The 20,019-nt window shown below is 65.4% G+C and carries 19 protein-coding genes and 1 pseudogene; 1 reads left to right on the forward strand and 19 read right to left on the reverse strand.

The features are described 5' to 3' along the window. Window positions 1-6: 6 nt before the first annotated feature. The 3 genes from aceE to I9P22_RS02665 all read right to left on the reverse strand — a co-directional run bounded on the left by aceE (window position 7) and on the right by I9P22_RS02665 (window position 4,663). On the reverse strand, window positions 7-2,661 hold the full coding sequence (gene aceE / locus I9P22_RS02655) for a pyruvate dehydrogenase (acetyl-transferring), homodimeric type (RefSeq protein WP_199257851.1): 2,655 nt from the start codon (window positions 2,659-2,661) through the stop codon (window positions 7-9). A gap of 11 nt (window positions 2,662-2,672) precedes the next feature. Next, entirely contained in the window at window positions 2,673-3,398 is a 726-nt protein-coding gene (phbB, locus tag I9P22_RS02660) for an acetoacetyl-CoA reductase (RefSeq protein ID WP_199257852.1), read from the reverse strand. A gap of 92 nt (window positions 3,399-3,490) precedes the next feature. After that, a complete protein-coding gene (locus I9P22_RS02665; protein WP_199257853.1) occupies window positions 3,491-4,663 on the reverse strand; it encodes an acetyl-CoA C-acetyltransferase in 1,173 nt (390 codons plus the stop codon). 399 nt (window positions 4,664-5,062) lie between these two features. On the opposite strand from I9P22_RS02665, the gene I9P22_RS02670 reads away from it, so the two are divergent. Continuing rightward, window positions 5,063-5,971: a FadR/GntR family transcriptional regulator gene (locus I9P22_RS02670; protein ID WP_233253161.1), complete on the forward strand. Its 909-nt coding sequence runs from the start codon at window positions 5,063-5,065 to the stop codon at window positions 5,969-5,971. A gap of 46 nt (window positions 5,972-6,017) precedes the next feature. On the opposite strand, the pseudogene I9P22_RS02675 reads toward I9P22_RS02670, so the two are convergent. The 16 genes and pseudogenes from I9P22_RS02675 to I9P22_RS02755 form a co-directional block, all read right to left on the reverse strand. Beyond that, a pseudogene (locus tag I9P22_RS02675) lies at window positions 6,018-6,287 on the reverse strand (integrase core domain-containing protein); the annotation flags it as partial. 517 nt (window positions 6,288-6,804) lie between these two features. Then, on the reverse strand, window positions 6,805-7,035 hold the full coding sequence (locus tag I9P22_RS02685) for a hypothetical protein (RefSeq protein ID WP_199257854.1): 231 nt from the start codon (window positions 7,033-7,035) through the stop codon (window positions 6,805-6,807). 1 nt (window position 7,036) lies between these two features. Continuing rightward, window positions 7,037-7,375 (reverse strand): DUF2285 domain-containing protein, encoded by a 339-nt coding sequence (locus tag I9P22_RS02690; protein WP_199257855.1) that lies wholly within the window; start codon window positions 7,373-7,375, stop codon window positions 7,037-7,039. Between the two features lie 103 nt (window positions 7,376-7,478). Then, on the reverse strand, window positions 7,479-7,802 hold the full coding sequence (locus tag I9P22_RS02695) for a transcriptional regulator domain-containing protein (RefSeq protein WP_199257856.1): 324 nt from the start codon (window positions 7,800-7,802) through the stop codon (window positions 7,479-7,481). Window positions 7,803-7,925: 123 nt separating this feature from the next. Further along, window positions 7,926-8,201: a DNA -binding domain-containing protein gene (locus I9P22_RS02700; RefSeq protein ID WP_199257857.1), complete on the reverse strand. Its 276-nt coding sequence runs from the start codon at window positions 8,199-8,201 to the stop codon at window positions 7,926-7,928. A gap of 57 nt (window positions 8,202-8,258) precedes the next feature. Beyond that, window positions 8,259-8,507: a helix-turn-helix domain-containing protein gene (locus I9P22_RS02705; protein ID WP_058096061.1), complete on the reverse strand. Its 249-nt coding sequence runs from the start codon at window positions 8,505-8,507 to the stop codon at window positions 8,259-8,261. Window positions 8,508-8,788: 281 nt separating this feature from the next. Further along, window positions 8,789-9,115, reverse strand: coding sequence for a DUF736 domain-containing protein (locus I9P22_RS02710; protein ID WP_058096062.1), 327 nt, complete (start codon window positions 9,113-9,115; stop codon window positions 8,789-8,791). Window positions 9,116-9,688: 573 nt separating this feature from the next. Then, a complete protein-coding gene (locus I9P22_RS02715; protein ID WP_199257858.1) occupies window positions 9,689-10,129 on the reverse strand; it encodes a hypothetical protein in 441 nt (146 codons plus the stop codon). Between the two features lie 277 nt (window positions 10,130-10,406). Further along, a complete protein-coding gene (locus I9P22_RS02720) occupies window positions 10,407-11,333 on the reverse strand; it encodes a DUF2493 domain-containing protein (RefSeq protein WP_199257859.1) in 927 nt (308 codons plus the stop codon). Between the two features lie 339 nt (window positions 11,334-11,672). Further along, the gene (locus I9P22_RS02725) at window positions 11,673-12,725 is read right to left on the reverse strand and encodes a DUF7146 domain-containing protein (protein ID WP_199257860.1); all 1,053 of its coding nucleotides are present in this window, start codon (window positions 12,723-12,725) and stop codon (window positions 11,673-11,675) included. After that, complete coding sequence (locus I9P22_RS02730) at window positions 12,725-17,050, reverse strand: strawberry notch family protein (protein WP_199257861.1); 4,326 nt, start codon at window positions 17,048-17,050, stop codon at window positions 12,725-12,727. The genes I9P22_RS02725 and I9P22_RS02730 overlap by 1 nt, the downstream gene beginning before the upstream one ends. A gap of 146 nt (window positions 17,051-17,196) precedes the next feature. Further along, window positions 17,197-17,841, reverse strand: coding sequence for an antitoxin of toxin-antitoxin stability system (locus tag I9P22_RS02735; protein ID WP_199257862.1), 645 nt, complete (start codon window positions 17,839-17,841; stop codon window positions 17,197-17,199). Beyond that, the gene (locus I9P22_RS02740; protein WP_199257863.1) at window positions 17,834-18,250 is read right to left on the reverse strand and encodes a hypothetical protein; all 417 of its coding nucleotides are present in this window, start codon (window positions 18,248-18,250) and stop codon (window positions 17,834-17,836) included. The genes I9P22_RS02735 and I9P22_RS02740 overlap by 8 nt, the downstream gene beginning before the upstream one ends. Before the next feature lie 66 nt (window positions 18,251-18,316). Further along, the gene (locus I9P22_RS02745; protein ID WP_199257864.1) at window positions 18,317-18,865 is read right to left on the reverse strand and encodes a hypothetical protein; all 549 of its coding nucleotides are present in this window, start codon (window positions 18,863-18,865) and stop codon (window positions 18,317-18,319) included. 195 nt (window positions 18,866-19,060) lie between these two features. Further along, window positions 19,061-19,225 (reverse strand): hypothetical protein, encoded by a 165-nt coding sequence (locus tag I9P22_RS02750; protein ID WP_107325957.1) that lies wholly within the window; start codon window positions 19,223-19,225, stop codon window positions 19,061-19,063. 417 nt (window positions 19,226-19,642) lie between these two features. Then, a complete protein-coding gene (locus I9P22_RS02755) occupies window positions 19,643-19,948 on the reverse strand; it encodes a hypothetical protein (RefSeq protein ID WP_199257865.1) in 306 nt (101 codons plus the stop codon). Between the last annotated feature and the right edge of the window lie 71 nt (window positions 19,949-20,019).

Raw genomic sequence — 20,019 nt, forward strand, 5'->3', positions numbered from 1 at the left:
TCCCGCTCAGACCAGCCGGGGGTTCGGCTTGGCGCCGTCGATGTCATACTTGGCAAGGGCAGCCTTCAGCGTCGCCTCGTCGACCGCACCGTCACGGAACAGATCCACCATGGCTGCGGCGGCGATGTGGTTGGCATCGACCTCGAAGAATCTCCGCAGGTTCACCCGGCTGTCGGAGCGACCGAACCCGTCGGTCCCCAGCACCGTGTAGCGGCCCGGCACGAAGGCCCGGATCTGCTCGGCATAGTTCTTCATGTAGTCGGTGGCGGCGATCACCGGTCCCTTGGCCTTGGACAGCGCCTGCGTGACATAGGGCACGCGCGGCGCCTCAAGCGGGTTGAGCCGGTTCCACCGCGCCGCGTCCTGGCCGTCGCGGGCCAGTTCGTTCAGGCTTGTCGCCGACCAGATGTCGGCGGTAATGCCGTAATCGGCCTCAAGCATCTCGGCGGCCTTGATCGCCTGGATCAGGATCGTGCCCGATCCCAGCAGATTGACGTGCTTCCTGCCCGGCTTCTTGACCTCTTTCAGGCGATAGAGGCCGCGGATGATGCCCGCCTCGCAGCCTGCCGGCATGTCGGGATGGGCATAGTTCTCGTTCATCAGGGTGATGTAAAAATACACGTCCTCCTGATCCTGATACATCCGCGTCATGCCGTGCTGCACGATCACCGCCACTTCGTGCTGAAAGGTCGGGTCGTAGCTGATGCAATTCGGGACGGTGCCCGCGATGATATGGCTGTGGCCGTCCTCGTGCTGCAAACCCTCGCCGTTCAGCGTTGTGCGCCCGGCGGTGCCGCCCAACATGAAGCCACGCGCCCGGCTGTCACCCGCAGCCCAGGCCAGATCGCCCACCCGCTGAAAACCGAACATCGAATAGTAGATGAAGAACGGGATCATCGGCACGCCGTGGTTGGAATAGGACGTGGCCGCCGCGATCCAGTCGGCCATGGCACCGGCCTCGTTGATGCCTTCCTGCAAGACCTGCCCATCCGCTGCTTCGCGGTAATAGGACATCTGCTCGCGATCTTCGGGCGTATAGTGCTGGCCGGCGGGATTGTAGATCCCTATGGATCGGAACAGCCCCTCCATGCCGAAGGTGCGGCTTTCGTCCGGCACGATCGGCACGATATGCTTGCCCAGCTCCTTGTCGCGCAGAAGTGTGGTCAGGATGCGCACAAAGGCCATCGTGGTCGAAATCTCGCGCTCGCCCGTGTTCTGAAGCTGCGCCTTGAACGCCTCGAGCGGCGGGATTGCCAGCTTGGGCGAGGTGCTGACACGCTGCGGGAACGCGCCACCCAGGGCCTTGCGCCGGTCCGCCAGATAGGCCTTCTGGGCGTTGTTCAACGCGACGAAGGGGGCCTTCGGCAAATCCTCGTCGGACACGGGGATCTTGAAGCGGTCTCGGAACGCGCGCAGTTGGTCCTCTGCCAGCTTTTTCTGCTGGTGGGTGGTGTTCTGCCCTTCGCCCGCAGATCCCATGCCATAGCCTTTGACCGTCTTGATCAGCAGGCAGGTCGGCTGGTCCCTAGTGTCGGTCGCCTTGCGGAACGCGGTATAGACCTTCTCGGGATCGTGGCCGCCCCGGCTCAGCGACCAGATCTGATCGTCGGACCAGTCCTCGACCAGGGCCGCAGTTTCGGGATACTTGCCGAAGAAATGCTTGCGGATAAACGCGCCGTCCTTGGACTTGAAGGTCTGATAGTCGCCGTCCACCGTTTCATCCATCAACTGGCGCAGCCGGCCGCTGGTGTCGTTTTCTAGCAGATCGTCCCAGCCCTTGCCCCAGAGCAGCTTGACGACATTCCAGCCCGCGCCTCGGAAATTGCCTTCCAGCTCCTGCACGATCTTGCCGTTGCCGCGCACCGGGCCGTCCAGGCGTTGCAGGTTGCAGTTGATGACGAAGATCAGGTTGTCGAGACCCTCGCGCGCGGCCAGGTCGATGGCACCGCGGCTTTCCGGCTCGTCCATCTCTCCGTCGCCCAGGAAACACCAGACCTTGCGGTCGGCCATATCGATCAGCCCGCGATTGTGCATGTATTTCATGAACCGCGCCTGATAGATCGCCATCAGCGGGCCAAGTCCCATGCTGACGGTCGGGAACTGCCAATAGTCCGGCATCAGCCAGGGATGGGGATAGGACGACAGCCCCTCGCCCCCGACCTCGGACCGGAAGTTCAGCATCTGCTCTTCGGTGATGCGGCCTTCCATGAAGGACCGGGCATAGATGCCGGGCACCACATGGCCCTGGAAGAATACCAGATCGCCGCCGTGAATCGCCGACCGCGCGCGCCAGAAGTGGTTCAGCCCGACATCATACATCACCGCCGAGGAGGCGAAGGATGCGATATGCCCGCCGTATTCGCTGGATTCCTTGTTGCGGCGCACGACCGTCGCCATGGCGTTCCAGCGGTTGATGGTGCGGATGCGCCATTCCATGTCCAAATCGCCCGGAAACTCATACTGATCGTCCACGGGGATCGTGTTCTGGTAAGGGGTCGTTGCAGAGAACGGCAGCGTTGCCCCGGCGGCGCGGGCCTGTGCGACGGCTCTATCGAGAAGGAAATGAGCCCTGTTGGGGCCATCGCGTTCAATCACGTCGGCAATGGCGTCCTGCCATTCGCGGGATTCGATCGGGTCGATATCGGGACCGAGGTCTCTCATGGGTGTTTCCCTCAAACGAAGAACTGGCCGCCATTGGCGGAGATGGTGGAACCGGTGATGAAGCCCGCGTCGTCGGACGCCAGGAACACCACGCTGCGCGCGATCTCCTCGGGCTCGCCCAGACGGCCGACCGGGATCTGCGGGATGATGCGTTCGTTCAGGACCTTTTCGTCGATGGCCTTGACCATCTCGGTCGCGATATAGCCGGGGCAGATCGCGTTCACGGTGATGCCCGCCCGGGCGCCTTCCTGGGCCAGGGCCTTGGTAAAGCCCAGGTCGCCCGCCTTGGCGGCGGAATAGTTCGCCTGGCCGGCCTGGCCCTTTTGTCCGTTGATCGAGCTGATGTTGATGATGCGGCCGAACTTGCGGTCGCGCATCCCCGACCAGACCGGGTGGGTCATGTTGAAGAGGCCGGTCAGGTTGGTGTCGACGACCTCTTTCCACTGCTGCGGGGTCATCTTGTGGAACATCGCGTCGCGGGTGATGCCGGCGTTGTTGACCAGCACGGCGATCGGGCCCAGCTCGGCCTCGATCTGCTTGATGCCTTCCGCACAGGCGTCATAGTCGGCGACCGACCATTTGTAGGTCTTGATGCCGGTTTCCTCGGTGAATGCCTTTGCGGCGTCGTCGTTGCCGGCATAGGTGGCGGCGACGGTGTATCCCGCCTCCATCAGTGCCCTGGAAATTGCCGCGCCGATGCCGCGCGACCCCCCGGTAACAAGTGCAACCTTGGACATGAATCCCTCCCTTTTCAAGAATTTGCCGTCCCCGAAATATTGCTACAAGGATGGCCAAACGTGCGCAATGATATTGCGCACGTTTTCCTGCCTTACCGTTCCAGGCACATGGCGACGCCCATGCCGCCCCCGATGCACAGCGTGGCAAGGCCCTTTTTCGCGTCGCGCCGCTTCATCTCGAACAGCAGGGTGTTCAGGACGCGCGCGCCCGATGCGCCGATCGGGTGGCCGATGGCGATGGCGCCGCCGTTCACGTTCACGATCTCGGGGTCCCAGCCCATGTCCTTGTTGACGGCACAAGCCTGGGCGGCAAAGGCTTCGTTCGCCTCGACGAGATCCAGGTCGCCCACGGACCAGCCCGCCTTTTCCAGTGCCTTGCGGCTGGCCGGGATCGGGCCGGTGCCCATGATCGCCGGGTCAAGCCCTGCCGTTGACCAGGATGCGATGCGCGCCAGGGGGGTCAGGCCGCGGCGGCTGGCCTCGTCCTCGGTCATGACCATCACCGCCGCCGCGCCGTCGTTCAGGCCGGACGCATTGCCCGCCGTGACCGTGCCGTCCTTGGAAAACGCCGGGCGCAGCTTCTGCATGGCGTCGATGGTGGCGCCGTGACGGATGTATTCGTCCTTGTCCACGACCGTGTCGCCCTTGCGGGTCTTGACCGTGAAGGCCACGATCTCGTCATCAAAGCGGCCCGCCTTTTGCGCGGCCTCGGCCTTGTTCTGCGAAGCAAGCGCGAATTCGTCCTGCTGGTCGCGACTGATCTGCCATTTCTGGGCGACGTTTTCGGCCGTGGTTCCCATGTGATAGTTGTTGAAGGCATCCCACAGGCCGTCGCGGATCATGGTGTCGATGAACTGCATGTCACCCATCTTCTGGCCCGCACGCAGATAGGCCGCATGGGTGGACATCGACATGCTTTCCTGGCCGCCCGCCAGCACCACCGTGGCATCGCCCGTCGTTACCTGCTGGGCGGCCAAGGCAACGGCCCGCAGTCCAGACCCGCAGACTTGGTTCAGAAGCCAGGCCGAGGATTCGGCCGGCAGGCCCGCGTTGATATGCGCCTGTCGCGCCGGGTTCTGGCCCTGGCCCGCGGTCAGGACCTGGCCCAGGATCGTTTCGGAAACTTCGGCCGGGTCGATCCCGGCCCGGGACACGACTTCCTGCAGGACCGCTGCGCCCAGGTCATGCGCGGGGATATTGGCGAACGATCCCAGAAAGCTGCCGACGGGAGTTCGTGCGGCGGCAACGATTACGGCTTTGGTCATAGCATCGATCCCTTTCCTAAGGTCGTTTGAAAGGCGCTCAGTTTGCTGTGGAAGTGCCATCGGCAGAACAAAGCAACGCGGCTCGACATAGCCGATTTGATGGCCCCTCGCCCGAAAAGTCAGCGGCGCGGCACCGTGGACAGGCATGGCGGAGACGAACCGAGCGACTGACCGGCCAAGCAGGCCTGCGGTCCGGCCCGACCGCCTCGTGCTGCAGCATGGACGCCCCCTCCCAGAGTTGGTTCGGAGCGCTCAGCGTCCCGCCTACGTCATAACAGGTATATAAACTTTACCACTTATCCTAGTCAACAAGTTTATTTACCTTTAGATCAAGCGCCGTGAAAAGTGATCGTCGGTTGACGCAGCGTGCTCGGCAGTGTGAGGTTCACCGGATACCCCATGGATATCAAGAAAATATTGATTTTCAGTCAAAAAAATACACGACTGGAGAAGATGCTGTCCTTGAAATCAGACTCCGGTGAGGTAAATAATATTGATGTCTGTCTATCGGCACCCCCAAGGAGCTCGCCGCCCATGATTGCTGCGGAAATTTTTGAGCCGATTGATCACGAATCAGTCGTCGATACGGTTGTCGGCAAGGTTGAAACGATGATCGTCGATGGGGTTCTGAAGAGCGGTGCTCGTTTGCCGTCGGAGCGCGAAATGGCCGACGCCTTCGGGGTGTCGCGGCCAAAGCTGCGTGAAGCGCTGCAGACGCTCGAGGCTCGCGGCCTCGTTCATGTCCGCCACGGTGACGGAACTTATATTGCCGAACTGACCGGCAGGGCCATGTCGCCGGCCATGTTGGCGCTTTATTCGCGCCATGGCGAAGCCTTTCACGACTATCTCGAATACCGGCGCGAGCAGGAAGCCTTCGCGACCCGCCTTGCCGCGCAGCGCGCGACAGCTGCGGACAAGGAGCGTCTGTCTGCGATCAGGGAAGAACTCGAAGCGGCCTGGCTTGGTCAGGACGCAGAGGCGGAAAGCGAAGCTGATTTCCGGCTTCACCATGCTGTGGTCGATGCCAGCCACAACACAACGCTGATCCACATGATGGCGTCGGTCTATGACCTGACACGTCGCGGAATCTTCTACAATCATGACCTTCTCCGCAGTATCGATGACAGCGGACGCAAGCTTCTCGATCAACACATAGAGATCATTGAGTCGGTTCTGTCCGCTGATCCTGTACGTGCCGAGGAGGCTGCGCGCGACCACATGGGCTATGTCGAGGAATCGATACGTCGCGGTCGGGAGCTGCAGCGACGAGAGCAGCGCGCTCGAATGCGATTCAAGACTGGGGTCTGAGTGAGCTGGCAATCCCCCCATATTCTATGGGGTGCATTCGTAGAACTTACGCGGCCGTTTTCAGTTTCATTGCGGGTGTGATGCCGCCGATGCCCATGTTCGGGTGGTCGTTGTTGTATGTCCAGAGCCATTCCGTGGCGTGATCCTGTGCCTCCTCGATGGTTTCGATGATGTATTCGTCGAGCCATTCATGCCGGATGGTGTGGTTGCAGCGCTCGATATAGGCGTTCTGTTGCGGCTGGCCGGGTTGGATGTGCTGGATGGTGATGCCCTGTTTCTCGGCCCAGATCAGCAGCTTGCCACTGATGTATTCCGGGTCGTAGCGTGTTGGGAACAACACGCCATGACCGGGCTCAGATCTCTATGGTGGTTTTGCGAACCACACCATCAACAAGTTGAAACGACGCAGCGCGACATGAAAACTGCCAACAAGGTCATGCCGAAAATGGGTGTGCAAAGGCGTCGCTTGCGAAACCGAAGGCCCACCATCCAACGTAAGCGCGACGCCGTCCCCCTCCTCCCGCTGGTGATCTGATCTGGTTATTCTCCGCGCACATTCGCGTTGGAGGCTTGGGCTTGGGACGAGACGGCGAAGTGGGCGTCTGTCGCGTTGCCCTTTAATCGGGTCATCCTCAATATGTGTGGTGGAGCGGAAGCATTCGAGCCCTGAGCAAGTTCGGGCCGGCCCGACCGTACATCGCACGCTTCAAGGTCTTCAGTCGGTTGATCTGGCTTTCGGCTTGACCATTGCTCCAATGCATTTCGATCACCGCGCCTTGCACCGAAGGCCACAGTGCGGACATTCCTGTCATTCGTTACGTGCGCCTATCCCCTCACTCTGCCATGAACGCCTGCATGTCGGCCACGAACTTCAGCGGGTTTTTCAGCATGAGGAAGTGGTCGCCCTCGTCTTCGCTGGTGTAGCTGAACAGGCGGCCGTTCGGAACGGTATGGGCCGTCCTTGACGAGGCGCTCCTCGGTGCACGCGCGAAATCCGTCTGTTCGGTCTCGGTCGGTTTGGGCTCACTGCGGTCGTAGGCACCCCTAGACTGGGCAAGGCGCACCCTACGGCTTACGGCGGTGATGCAGGAGGCCGCGATACCCGCCGACGATCAGCGCGGAGGCATTGCGGGCGAGCGCGATGACGGCAGCCCGCAGCGGGGATGTCTTCCATGGTTCACTCAAGACGCGCTGTTCCCCGTAGAGCGCGATGCCGATCTCTCGGTAGCTCGCACCCGACGCGCGACCGTCAGCTGCCTGCATCATCTGTCGGAAGCGCTGGCGCTGATAAGGGGTCATGCGGGTATCGCGCGGGACCGGGCGCGTTTTGAGCACCTGCCAAAACCGCTGGATCGCTTCGATCCGGCCCGGCAGGTCGTCATCGACGGGCAGAACGATGGCCATGGACCCGGTGTCCATGCGCCCCGCCATGTTCAGAAAGGGAACCGGATCATCCGTGCCCAAGGCGCCGTAGCTTCCCTCCTCTGCTTCCGCCTGCGACGGCAGATCAAGCGGGATGTGCCGCGGCAAGGGCGGCCAGAAACCGGGGACCTCTCCGACAAGCACGGTGCCCGGATTGGCGTGAGGTGACCAGATCACCGGCTGGTCGAGAATGGAGAGCCTCGGGTCGGCCGGAAAATCGCAGGCCCCAGCGATGCTGGGCTTCCTCCTCGAACGGGGCACGCACGGCCTTTTGCGTCACGATGTCCGCGAAGCTCGCCTGATAGTCGAGATCGCGGCGCAGGCATTCCCAGGCGATGCCTTCAACCGAAAGCTCATCGTAGAAGTCATAGGAGTCCTGGTTTCGCCAGTTCGATGTATCCGGCCCCATCTCTCAACCCTCGACAGAGTCAACACACGCATGGGATGAAAAGATTCCAGCGCAGGGAAGCTGGGAAAAGGCTCAGAGGGATGCAGCAGATGATGCCGCTGCAGCATCACCTCGCGCAGGGGCTCACGAAATGCCGGAACGCGGACCCAGCAGCTTCCGATAGCCACTTTGCGTCATCCAGCGCGCCCGCGCCAGATGGCTGTCATGGACCCGCCGCGCGCGGTCGGGTTCACGGACAGGGTCGATCCCGAACAGGACCTCGACGGCCTCGGTCCAGTCCGCGCCATCTTCTGTCGCATCGAGAAGACGCATGTAGAGCTTGATGTGCCTGCGGTCGTAATCGGTGATGTCCGCGCTGGTGGGGGCAAGCTCGTCGAAGGCCGGGGTCGTGGGCTTCATGGCGCGGTCCCCGGGAGCATCGGCATAGTCAGCCTTCTGTCACACCGCCCGGTCGCGTCAGTGGGTCTTCTCGTCTCGGCCATGCTCCAGCATCACTCCCTGCCCGCGCTTGTCAGACAGGATGACGATCCCTGCGGCCTCGAGTGCCCGGCGAACCTGATCCCGTGTCGATTCATACACCTCAAGCCGGTTCTCGGACTCAAGGCGTTTCAGGGCAGTCAGGGATATTCGGGCCTTGTCAGCGAGCGTCTCCTGCGTCCAACCCAGCAACGCGCGTGCGGCCCGCGACTGTCGAGCGGTGATCATGCATGATCACCTCCCATCGCGACCGGCGCGCATTCCAGAACTACGACTATTTTAGTCGCTCTAGTCCAATCCGCCACTGGAAACTGCGGTTTCGCCGTCCGGCCTATGCCGTTGTGAATTCCCGCGATTCGCCGCCAGCGCCGGCTCCATCTGCGGCGTCGCCCGGCCGCGCCGGTCCCTGCAGGTCACGCTGTGGCCCCGGCGCGGTCGCGGTGGGCATCGCCGTTCGGGGCAGGCATGGAAAAGACCCCGGTCTTGCGACCGGGGCCTTGTGGTCCGCGTCAGTCGGCGCGGCGGCCGTTGGGGCGGGACCAGATCAGCGAGAAGCCCTCGCCGTCCTCGTCGTCGAAGAGGTTGGCGTAGATCGGGGCGGTGAAGCTCGGATCGTCGAGCTTGAGACCCAGATAGTCGCGGCCCTCGTTCGAGCGCTTGGACCAGGCGGCGCCGATCTCGGCGCGGCCGACCAGAACCCGGTGGCTGGGGGCGTTCTCGCCGGTGGCGCGCTGGTCGGGGACGATGCGCACGCCTTTGGCCTGGACGCTGAGGGTGACGATGTCGCCGGTGAATTCGTTCGTGCCGGTCTTCTTGAAGGTGCCGATGGTCGCCATGGTAAGTCTCCGTTTTCCGTTTCCGAGCCCGCACCATTGCGGCCTCGATGGCGATCGACAGGACGGAGACGACCGCTGGCGCACCCCCGCCCGGCGGGGGCCTGACAGCACAGGAGGAACTTTCTTGGTCCCGCGAGGAATGGCGGCCTTCAGGCCGGCAGGGGAAGAAAGTTGTGACGACGCTGTTGCGCCGAAGCGGTCGAGGCGAAGCCGGTCTTCGGCCAGATCAGGCCATTGAAGAGGCCGTATGGAGCGGTCTGGACACGGGGAGCAGACGGAGACACTGGCGACAGGCCCCCGCCAAGACAGACAGGACGGGGCCACACCGGCGATCCGCCTCCCCCTTCCAGGCCTTGCGCATTGTCCAACCCGAACCATGCCACCGGCAGCGCCCCCCCCTGACGGGATCGATGACGGCCCGCCGATACGGCCTTGCCCGTCCCGCGCTCTGGACGGGACAAGAACAGGGCCTAGCGACGATCCGAAGCTACGCACCAGAGCCAGCCCCGCAATCCGTCGAGACAGGCAGGCAGGGCCTCGTTGCTTTGGTCACCCCACCTGCCTGCCCGGCCTTCAGCTTCGGACCAGGCTCCCGCCCGCATCGCCGGTGGCCGCCATGCCTGCGACCCGCAGAAAGGCCGTGATGCCCACCGCGACCGCGCCGATGATCGCAAAGACGACCTGCCAGGCGTCCGACGGCATCAGGAGCCGGGTGATCCCCAAGGCAGCGTGAAACCCCGCCACGCCAGCGGGGGCGACAAAGGCCAGCGCGATGAGGAACCGCGCCCAGAGCGGACGGACGACCAGTAGGAGGCCCTGACCAAGGGCCAGCACGAGCCCGGCGCCTGCAATGCCGATAACGGTCGCGCCCAGCCATCCGGCACTGGTCCCATAGGCCCAGGTGCCGAGGGTGACGCCTGCAAAGAACGGCAGCGCGAAGACGGCGAGATTGAACAGCAGCCAGCACATCGTGCCGATGGCCGCGAGAGAGACGAGGATTCCGAGAAAGATCATAGTGGTGGCTCCGCACAAAAGGTTGGACGGTCGCGCCTCCACCACCACCACGGCGCGACACGCAGGATAGCATTGATCAGGTGTGCCTGCGAGCCTCAGGTTACCTGCATAGGCGGCAGCCGCGCCATGCAGCGGTGCCATCCGAGCTGATCACCTCAACCTTTGCCAGTAGCCAAATACCGGGGTTTCAGTCCGGCAGGCCCGAGGATCGGAGAGAGCACCCCACCGACGCGGGTCAATCGAACCGCACCGTCGGACGTCAAGGCGTTGGCAGCGCTTACGCGCTGCCCGCCCCGATGCGGATGACCGGGATACCCATCTTGCGGGCTTTATCGGCCAGGTTGTCCTGGATGCCGGTGCCCGGGAAGACGATGACGCCGATCGGCAGGGTCGCGAGCATCTGGTCGTTGCGCTTGAAGGGCGCGGCCTTGGCGTGTTTCGTCCAGTCGGGCTTGAAGGCGACCTGCGGGACCTTGCGGTTGCTGGCCCAGGTGGCGGCGATCCGTTCGGCGCCTTTCGGCGATCCCCCATGCAGGAGGACCATGTCCGGGTGCTTGGCATGGACCTGGTCGAGCTTGTCCCAGATCAGGCGATGGTCGGTGGTCTCGCCGCCCGAGAAGGCGATCTTCGGCCCTGTGGGCAGCAGCACCTCGGCATCGGCCCGGCGTTTGGCAGCCAGGAAATCGCGGCTGTCGATCATGGCAGCCGTCATCTGGCGGTGGTTGACGCGCGAACCGGTGCGCGGCGACCAGGGGGTGCCCAGCGTCCGCAGGTAGATGTCTGCGGCGGTCTCGCAGAAGAGCTCGAGACTGTCGCGGCGATCGAGCAGGCTCTGCCCGATGGCGATCAGCGTCTCGAGCTGCACGGATTTGACCTCGGAGCCATCCTGTTCGCGCTGCAGCCGCTTCTGGGCCTGCTCATTGTCGTCGAGCTTACCCTCGATCCGCAGGACCGCGCGGTGGAAGGTGTTGACGGTCGACCAGAGGATCTCGTCGAGGTCGAAGTCGAGTCTGGTGTCGGCCATGGTGGAGATGAGGGCGTCGAAGATGTCGGCGACCGCGGTGCGGATGACGTCATCCTCGGGCGTGATCCGGGGGTCGGCCTCGTCCTCGGCGGGACGGTAGCCATAGAGTTCAAGGGCTTCGATGACATGGCCGGTAGGTGAGGTGCTGTGATCGGCGTCGAAATCTTCATGGGCGTACATGGGAGGCGTCCTTCGGCTGGACCGCGACCGTCGCGGCCTTCGTGGCGACGAAAGCCCACAGGCGGACCGGTCAGGCAGCCCGAGCCCTTTGCGAGGGCCTTGATGGCCAAGCCCGGCTGATTTGGATCGCGCTGTAAAGGCGGGCCTTCCGGGGTCCCCGCGCGACCTGTCGCGTGGGGTGGATGCCCGCCGACGGAAATCAGTCGGGCGCCGCCATTGCCGGGCCGGACCGCTTGTGGGCCGCTCGCCCTCTCGAAGGCCGAGGCGCGGTCCTCCTGCCCTATGACGCTGCACTCCCGCGCCCATGAACCCTTCGTCACAGGCCGATCACCTGCTCCGTCACGGCGCGTGCATCGGACCCATGAACCGGCTCACGTCCTCCGGGGCGAGCTGTGGCCGGACCCAGGCCCGAAGCGCATCCCGCCCGCGTACAACGAGATCGTCGTTGAAATCCCCCAGCATCGGCGAGAGTGCCAGTGCCTCGACCCCGGCCTCGCTGACCCGGGCGACCAGCGCCTCCCGCGCGATCCGTCCTGCCGGATCGTTGTCGCAGACGATATAGAGCCTGCGCAGCTGCGCAGGGAACAGGATGGCTGCCAGGTGACCCGCAGACAGGGCGGCGACCATCGGCAGTGAGGGCAAGACCTGGCGCAGCGACAGGATCGTCTCGATGCCCTCGCCCGCGGCCAGGACATCCTGCGCGCGGCTGAACCGGACGCCGTGCCCGAGCAGCGTGCCCATCGCCTTTCGCGGCGGATCGAGAGGTGCCTTCTGTCTGCCATCCCGTGCAAGCCAGGTGCGATGCGCGCCGGTGACCGTCCCCTCGTGGTCGGTGACGGCGGCAATCAGCGCGGGCCAGGTCTCGGTCGGACCCCCGCTGTCGGGCCGCCAGTAGCAGTCCGGCAGAAAGCGCAACGGGTCGGCGTCCAGCGGATCCGCGATGCCACGCTCGCGCAGATAGGTTTCGGCGAGGCTGCCCCCGATTGGCCGGGCCATGCGCCAGAGCCGTTGCGCCGCGCCTGTCGAGCCGGATGGTCCTGCGGCGTGCGGCGAACGGTTGCCCGGTGCGGCTGGCACCTCCTGCGGCAGGCTGAGAAACCGGCGCGCTTCCTCAGCGATCTCGGCGAACGCTACCAGCCCGAGGCTTTCGCGGATGACGTCCAAAAGGTCGCCATGTTCGGAACTGGCCGCATCGACCCATTTCCCAGCGGCCCCCTTGCCCGATGCGCGGCCGGTCAGCCGGACGAACATCGACCGACCCGGCGTGTTGCGCACATCGCCGACCAGCCAGTAGTTGCCCTGCTTGCGCCCGTTCGACAGGTAATGACGACAGACCGCCTCGGCCTGTCGGCCAAGACGCTCCGCCAGATCGGAGGCGGTGAGCCGGGTCATCAGACCGCCTCCCGCGCGCCGATCCGCTCGATCGGGAACCGCGCGAAAAGCTTGCCGAGGACCTCGACGCCGGTGGCGTCGACCGGCACGAAGAAGCGCAGCTTCCAGGCGATGATCTCGGTGAAGAGACCATAGGTCCGCAGCCGCTCTCGCATCGCCTCGGTGAAGCCCATCAGCTCGATGCGCTGCACGCCCATGACGCGCGCGCGGCGGAGTTGCAGCCCCTCGACGAGATCAAGGATGGTGCGCCCCTCCATCAGGGCGGCATGGGCGGCCTCCGGGGTCAGGCTCGCCACCGTCCCGGTGACCGAGGCCGTCGCGGCCCAGGCGGGCGAGACGCGGCGGCCGATGATCCGTTCGCCATCGTCGGCCTGCAGGCGATAGACGCGGGTCGAGTCCGGTGGCAGGCGCTTCCAGATCGGCAGCAGAAGCCCCGTCACCATATGGAGCGTGCTTTCGGTGAACTCCGGCACGCCCGCAATTTCCGCATCCCAGGCCGCGCCAAAGCGGGCGACATCGGCTTCGACCCAATGGGTCTCGCCCATCAGGCGCAAGGGCACGGCCTGCGCCTCCATGGGCCGGATCAACCGCACTCGGCGCTCGATCTCGCCATCATCGAGCATGATGCTGGTGGTGGGGATCTGCACGGCGGCCCGGCCCGAGCGTTCGTTGATAAGAAGCTTCGCGCGGGGATCGGAGAGTTCGGCCAGCGCCGCCTCGCGGGTAACAGGCTTGTTCCCCCTGCGTTCCGCGATGGTCAGAAACCGGGTTTCGGCACCGGTGCCGGGATGGGTGTGGATCACCTGGCGGTCGATGACCCGGAAGCTTTCCGCGCGGAGGGTCTCGAGCCCCATGTCGTAGTTGCCCGAGGCCATGGCCCCGGCAATCCGTGCCTCGAGGAGCTGCTCGAAGGCGGCGAAGAGAATGCCCTGCAACGCGATGGGGAGAGCCAGGAGGCGGTTGAGGAAGGTGGTGATCGGCGGCAGATCGTCCTTGAGGCCTGTCGCATCCATCAGCTTCAGCCCGGTCGCGGCCTCAAAAGCCTCGAGCGTGCAGCCCTCCACCTTGCCGCGCGCGATCAGCTGGTAGAGCTGGCGCAGCGCATCGCGGGCATAGGTGGATTCCAGATTGTCCTCGGGCCGGAACAGGCCCTGTCCGCCGGTCTGGCGCTGACCGCGGGTGATCGCGCCCAGCGTGTCGAGGCGGCGGGCGATGGTCGAGAGGAAGCGTTTCTCGGCCTTCACATCGGTCGCGATGGGCCGGAAGAGCGGCGGCTGCGCCTGATTGGTCCGGTTCGTACGGCCAAGACCCTGGATCGCCGCGTCGGCCTTCCAGCCCGGTTCCAGCAGATAATGGACCCGAAGCCGCTGGTTCCTTGCGCCAAGATCGGCGTGGTAGCTCCGCCCGGTGCCGCCCGCATCGCTGAAGACGAGGATCCGCTTGCGGTCGTCCATGAAGGCGGAAGTCTCGGCAAGGTTCGCCGAGGCAGCGCGGTTTTCGACGGCAAGACGTGCCTCGCGCCCCTCGCCCTTGCGAATGATCCGGCGCGACCGGCCTGTCACCTCGGCGACCTGATCCGTCCCGAAATGCTGGACGATCTGGTCGAGCGCGCCGGGCACCGCCGGAAGACCGGCAAGGTGCTCGATCAGGGCCTCGCGCCGGGCGACGGCCTCGCGGCATTCCACGGGCTGACCATCCCGGAAGACGGGGCGCGACGAGAGGTTGCCCTCCCCATCGGTGAATGGTTCATGCAGCTGAACCGGGAAGGAATGCTGCAGGTAGGACAGGACGTACTCGCGGGGCGACAGGTCCGTATTCAGGTCGTTCCAGTCCTCGGTCGGGATCTCCGCCAGCCGCCGTTCCATCAGCGCCTCGCCGGTGGAGACGATCTGGACGACGCTGGCATGGCCCGCCGCAAGGTCCCCTTGGATCGCCCGCAAGAGCGTCGGGGTCTTCATCGAGGTCAGCAAATGGCCGAAGAAGCGCTGCTTGGTGCTCTCGAAGGCCGAGCGGGCGGCGGATTTCGCCTGTCGGTTCAGCGTGCCCTCGCGGCCGGTGATGTTGGCCGCCTCCATCGCCGCGTCGAGGTTGTTGTGGATGACGGCGAAAGCACCGGCATAGGCATCATAGATGCGGCGCTGCTCCGGGCTGAGGTGGTGTTCCAGAAGGTCGTATTCCACGCCCTCGTAGGACAGGGACCGCGCGGTATAGAGGCCGAGCGCCCGCAGGTCGCGGGCCAGCACCTCCATGGCAGCCACGCCGCCCGCCTCGATCGCCGCCACGAATTCGGCGCGGGTGGCGAAGGGGAAATCCTCGCCGCCCCAGAGACCGAGGCGCTGCGCATAGGCGAGGTTGTGCACGGTCGTCGCCCCGGTGGCCGAGACATAGACGATACGTGCCTCGGGCAGCGCATGCTGAAGCCGCAGCCCAGCCCGGCCCTGCTGTGAGGCGGCGACATCGCCGCGTTCGCCCTTCCCGCCCCCGGCATTCTGCATGGCATGGCTCTCGTCGAAGATGATGACCCCGTCGAAGTCGCGGCCCAACCAATCGACGATCTGGCGCACCCGTGAAACCTTCTCGCCACGGTCGTCGGAGCGCAGCGTGGCATAGGTGGTGAACAGGATGCCTTCGGCCAGTGTGATCGGCTTGCCCTGCGCAAAGCGCGCAAGCGGCGTGATCAGGAGGCGTTCCTGCCCGAGCGCCTGCCAGTCGCGCTGCGCATCCTCGATCAGCTTGTCGGATTTGCTGATCCAGAGGGCCTTGCGCCGCCCGCGGAGCCAGTTGTCGAGGAGGATGCCGGCCGATTGCCGCCCCTTCCCCGCCCCGGTGCCGTCACCCAGCATGAATCCGCGCCGGAAGCGTACGGCCCCCTCGGCATCATCGGGGGCCGCGCTCACCGTGTCGAAGGTGGCGTCGACCGTCCAGGACCCGGCCAGATGACCCGCATGCGCCTCGCCCGCATAGATCACGGTCTCGAGCTGGGCCTCGGACAGGCGGGCGCGGATGTCGGAGGGCAGCAACGGCCGATAGGTCGGGCGCGGCGGCGCGACCGAGGCCATGGCGGCGGATTGCACCAGCCGGGTCGGATGCGGTTCCGCGCCGGGGATCCGGATCGCTTGCAGCGCATAGGGCTCGTAGATGGCATCGGACAGGCGTCCGCCTTCGGGCGGCGTCCAGTCGATGGCCTCGTAGGCCAGTTCGACAGCTTCGGGGTCCCTGCCTTGCGTCGGCACGGGATGTGCCGGGCGGATTGGCCGACCGGGCACCCCGCGGACTGGCAGCGACAAGCGGCGGCAGCCTGGAGCGGTCGCCTGCGGCAGGGACACCGGCAAACGCTCGGGCACGTGCGCCGCGATCCAATGGAGAAGCGTTCCCACATCCGGTGCAGTGCCCGGCGAGGCCGGAAAAGCGGCGGGATCCTCGGCGGGCTGCTTGTCGATCACGGTCAGCCGTGTCTCGATCGTCGTGCCATGCCGCGCATAGACTGACCCGTCGATCGCGGCGGAGAAGACCACCCGACCGTTCGCATGCAGCCGGATAAAGGCGTCACGCCAGGCCGGAGCCTCGGGCCCGAAACCCGCCCCCGTGATGGCGACCAGCCGCCCGCCGAGCGCAAGACGCGCCAGCGCCGAGGCGATGTGCCGGAAGGCGGCCTCCGTGTTGCGCCCGGCGACATGGGCCAGGGCCGAGAACGGCGGGTTCATCACGACGACGGAGGGCACGAGCCTCGCATCCAGATGATCATCGATCTGTGCGGCATCGACCCGCGACAGGTTCGCGGCCGGAAAGAGGGCGGAAAGGAGATCGGCGCGCGTCGCCGCGAGTTCGTTGAGAATCAGCCCGCCGCCCAGCGTTTCCGCGAGAATGGCCATCAGACCGGTGCCGGCCGAAGGTTCGAGCACGATATCCTTAGGGGTGATCCGAGCCGCAGACAGGGCCGCAAGGCCGAGCGGGAGCGGTGTGCTGAACTGCTGAAAACTCTGGCTATCCTCCGAGCGGCGGGTCTGGGTCGGCATCAGGGCCGCGATCTTCGTGAGCTGCGCAAGACGGGCCTCCATGCTGGCGGCTTTGCGGAACAGCGCAGGGCCATACTTGCGCAGGAAGAGGACCGTGGCGACCTCGCAGGCCTCATAGGCGGATTTCCAGTCCCAGCCGCCGACAGCGTCCGAGGCGCCGAAGGCGGTTTCCATGGCCGCGCGCAGGATCGCAGCATCGATGCGCGCGCCGCGCTCGAGATGGGGAAGCAGAAGCCGGGCCGCGGCCAGGATGGCCGTGGCAGGCGAAATCGATGCGGCCGGTCCGGCCGCGGGGGAAAGGCTGTGCATGTCGGATGACCTCGGGAGAGACGGATGGGCAAGGTTCCGGACGGCGCTCTCTCCCCCGCCCGGACCCGCCCTGTCGCGGCCCCCCCCTGCCTCTCGCACGCGCCGCAAAAAGGAAGCGCCCCGACCTCGCGGTGGGGCGCTTCAGGTCACCCGAAGCGGCGACCGGCTTCGGTGAAGGTGTAATCGTTCGCGCGTAGGCTCTCGTCGACCGCCTCGTCGGAGGTGAGATACTCGTATTCCCGCTCGAGCTGCCGATAGAGCCAACGGGCGAGGTCCCGCAGCGCCTCCGTGACGATGTCCTCGGCATCGGGGGTCATGTCCTGCCCGACCGGGCTGTCGCGCTCGACGGCGATGTGCATGCTGTATTCGTGCGAGTAATGCCCGTGATGAGTGATCTCGGCGCGCAGCTGGAAGAAGTTGCGCCTCTGGATGGCCTGCAGCCGGTCCGCGATCCCGTGCAGCACGGCGTCCTGAGGGGCATAGGCTCGAAGACGGGCCGCTGCCCCACTGGCGTGTCGCCAGACCCCCTCGTAGCAGGCGCCGTCGCCTTGCGACCAGAAGCCCCGGAACCAGATGCAGGGGTCCTGCCGCGTACCGCCGCCCATCAGACGGGCGGTCCGGGTCCGGAAGCGGATGCCGAGGATTTCGGCGATGCTCTGGAAATCCTCGTAGACGGCATCGTACCAGTCGTAGTCGAAGCCGCCGTCGCGATACCAGGCGCGGGCCTTTTCCTTCGCCGCCTCGGACAGCTCATCGAGGCGGTAGACCGTGGTTTCGATCACTTCAGGCATGGCTCGCACCCTCCGTCAGCAGGGCCGACAGCCAGCCATCGGTTGAGATCCAGTCGACCGTCTCGCCGGTCGCGAGGTCGAGCACATGCGCCCCGCCGCCGAACCCGTCGATCCTGGGCCTCGAGCAGGTCGAGGCGTATTGCAGGCCCCATCGGCCCGTCAGGCCAAAGGCGGCGGCGCAGCGTCTGACGAACTCAAGGACATGGGCGGGATCGCCGGTGCCCTCGTCGCGCATCCAGAGCACCGTGCCGCCGTGCTCGGGCTGAATGGACAGCACGAACCCGTCCGAGGGAGGGTCCTCCGTGGCGTTCTGTTGGGACAAGGCGGTATAAAGCTCGAGCGCGCGGGCGGCATTCTCGGGCGTACCCACGTCAAGCAGGCAGGAAAACTGCGTGTAGTAATCAGCCATGACAGCCTCCGGACAGGCGAAGGCCCGGTGCGCGACCGGGCCGGTTTCGGGAAAAAGACGAGGAAATCAGGCGGCCTGCGGCAGCCTGAGCAGCGCCGCCACTTCGTCCCGCCAGAAGGGATCGACCAGCCGAGCTTCGAGGAGGCTGGCCCGGTCCCGCAGGGTCCTTGCGACATTGGGATCCCCGCGCCCTTCGGCGGCGAAGGCCTCGCCGCGTAGCCGGCTCGCCTCGGTCACGATCCGGCGCGCCTCGGCGTCCGAGGCGACGGGCGGCTGCCAGAGGATGACATCGGTGCGGATCGCTCCAGCGAGGACGAGGCCATGCACACGATCCTCGATGACCGCCAGACGCGGCTGAAAGTTGGAGAGAGCGACTGCGCCCGGATAGTCGCCCTTAGATACGAGCAGGGCAGAAAGACGCATGGCCTCTTCGGGACAGGTGACTTCGCCGAGGGCAAGACAGTGCTCCCGGGGCGCTTCGGCATTGTCAGGGCTGATGCAGCCGAGGCAGGAGATGCGCAGCGGCAACCTCCGCGCGCCCTGCAGCGCGGGCAGGAGGTCATGGGCCAGGATCTGGCCGATGGGGCGGAAACCGCCCTGTCGGGAAAGGGTCATCGGGAACACTCCGCGACGGGCGGCGGAGGCCTCTCCTCCACCTCGCACCCGTCACGGCCCAAAGGCCCGCCCTCTTCCTCTTTGCCGGGGGCTGCGGCCCCGGTCTGGCGCGTGCCGACGCGCTGCCATGGCAGCGGAAAAACCCGGAACCCGCATACGGGTCCGGGCCTTGCAGGCTTGAGGCGCTGCCGCGCCTCAGGCCCAGGGATCAAGCTCCAGTTTCACCATGCTCTCCTCGCCGTCGAATTCATCGGCGGGCATGGCGCCATGGGTGCCGTCACCGGCCTCGAAGACGACGATCGACACGAGCAATGTGGCGGCGAGGCTGGCGGCGAAGGCGATGGCATCTGCGTAGGACATGGGTTCCGGCTCCTGTCTTGGAGGCGGGAGACCATCCCCCGCGCGACAGGCGCCCGAGGTGTCTGACCGGTTCTGCACTCACCCTCGCGTGTTCAGGCACCTGAACGCCGAGGGCGGCACGTGCGCGTAAGCCGACCCCTCTGGGGTTGAATGCCCAAGAGACGGATCAGACCAAGGTCAGCGAATGGAAGCGGGGGATGGTCTTTGCCACGGACCCGCCGCCGGATACCCGTCGCAGATACCCTGCCGCGCCAGCCTTGACGCCTAGCAAGACGATTCAAGCAGAACCGTGGGCCGGTGATTTCGCACCCGAACCCTGCGCCAGAATGCGGGTCGAGAGGCCGGGTGAAACTGGCACTTGATCCACGCACTGGCATGCAGCCACGCCTTGCATCGACGGAAAGCGTCGCCCGGGCTTCAGTCCCAGAGCCCATCCGCGATCTCGCCCGCGACCATGGCACGCGCCCTCAGCATGACCTCGTCGCCGGACAGATCGGCATGGCCAAAGAACCGGGCCCTTGCGCCATGGAGCCGCCAGTCGGCGTAACGGCAGTACTCACGCGCTTCCAGCCGGAAGGCGCGCAGGTCTTCAGCCCAGTGGGGCTTCGGTTCCACGACGACGGTGATCCCGTCGCATGTCTCTTCCCAGGGAAGCGACCGCTCGGCCACCGGGTTAGTGCGGTCCTCGCGGAAGATCTCGTCGATATTGATGACAGGGCGCATGGGGTCTCCGCATGCAGGAAGGCCCGGCACATGGCCGGGCCTGAAAATGAAGATCGGACAAGATGGGGCGA

Origin of the sequence: Paracoccus binzhouensis (assembly GCF_016446475.1) — a bacterium.
Lineage (GTDB): Bacteria > Pseudomonadota > Alphaproteobacteria > Rhodobacterales > Rhodobacteraceae > Paracoccus > Paracoccus binzhouensis.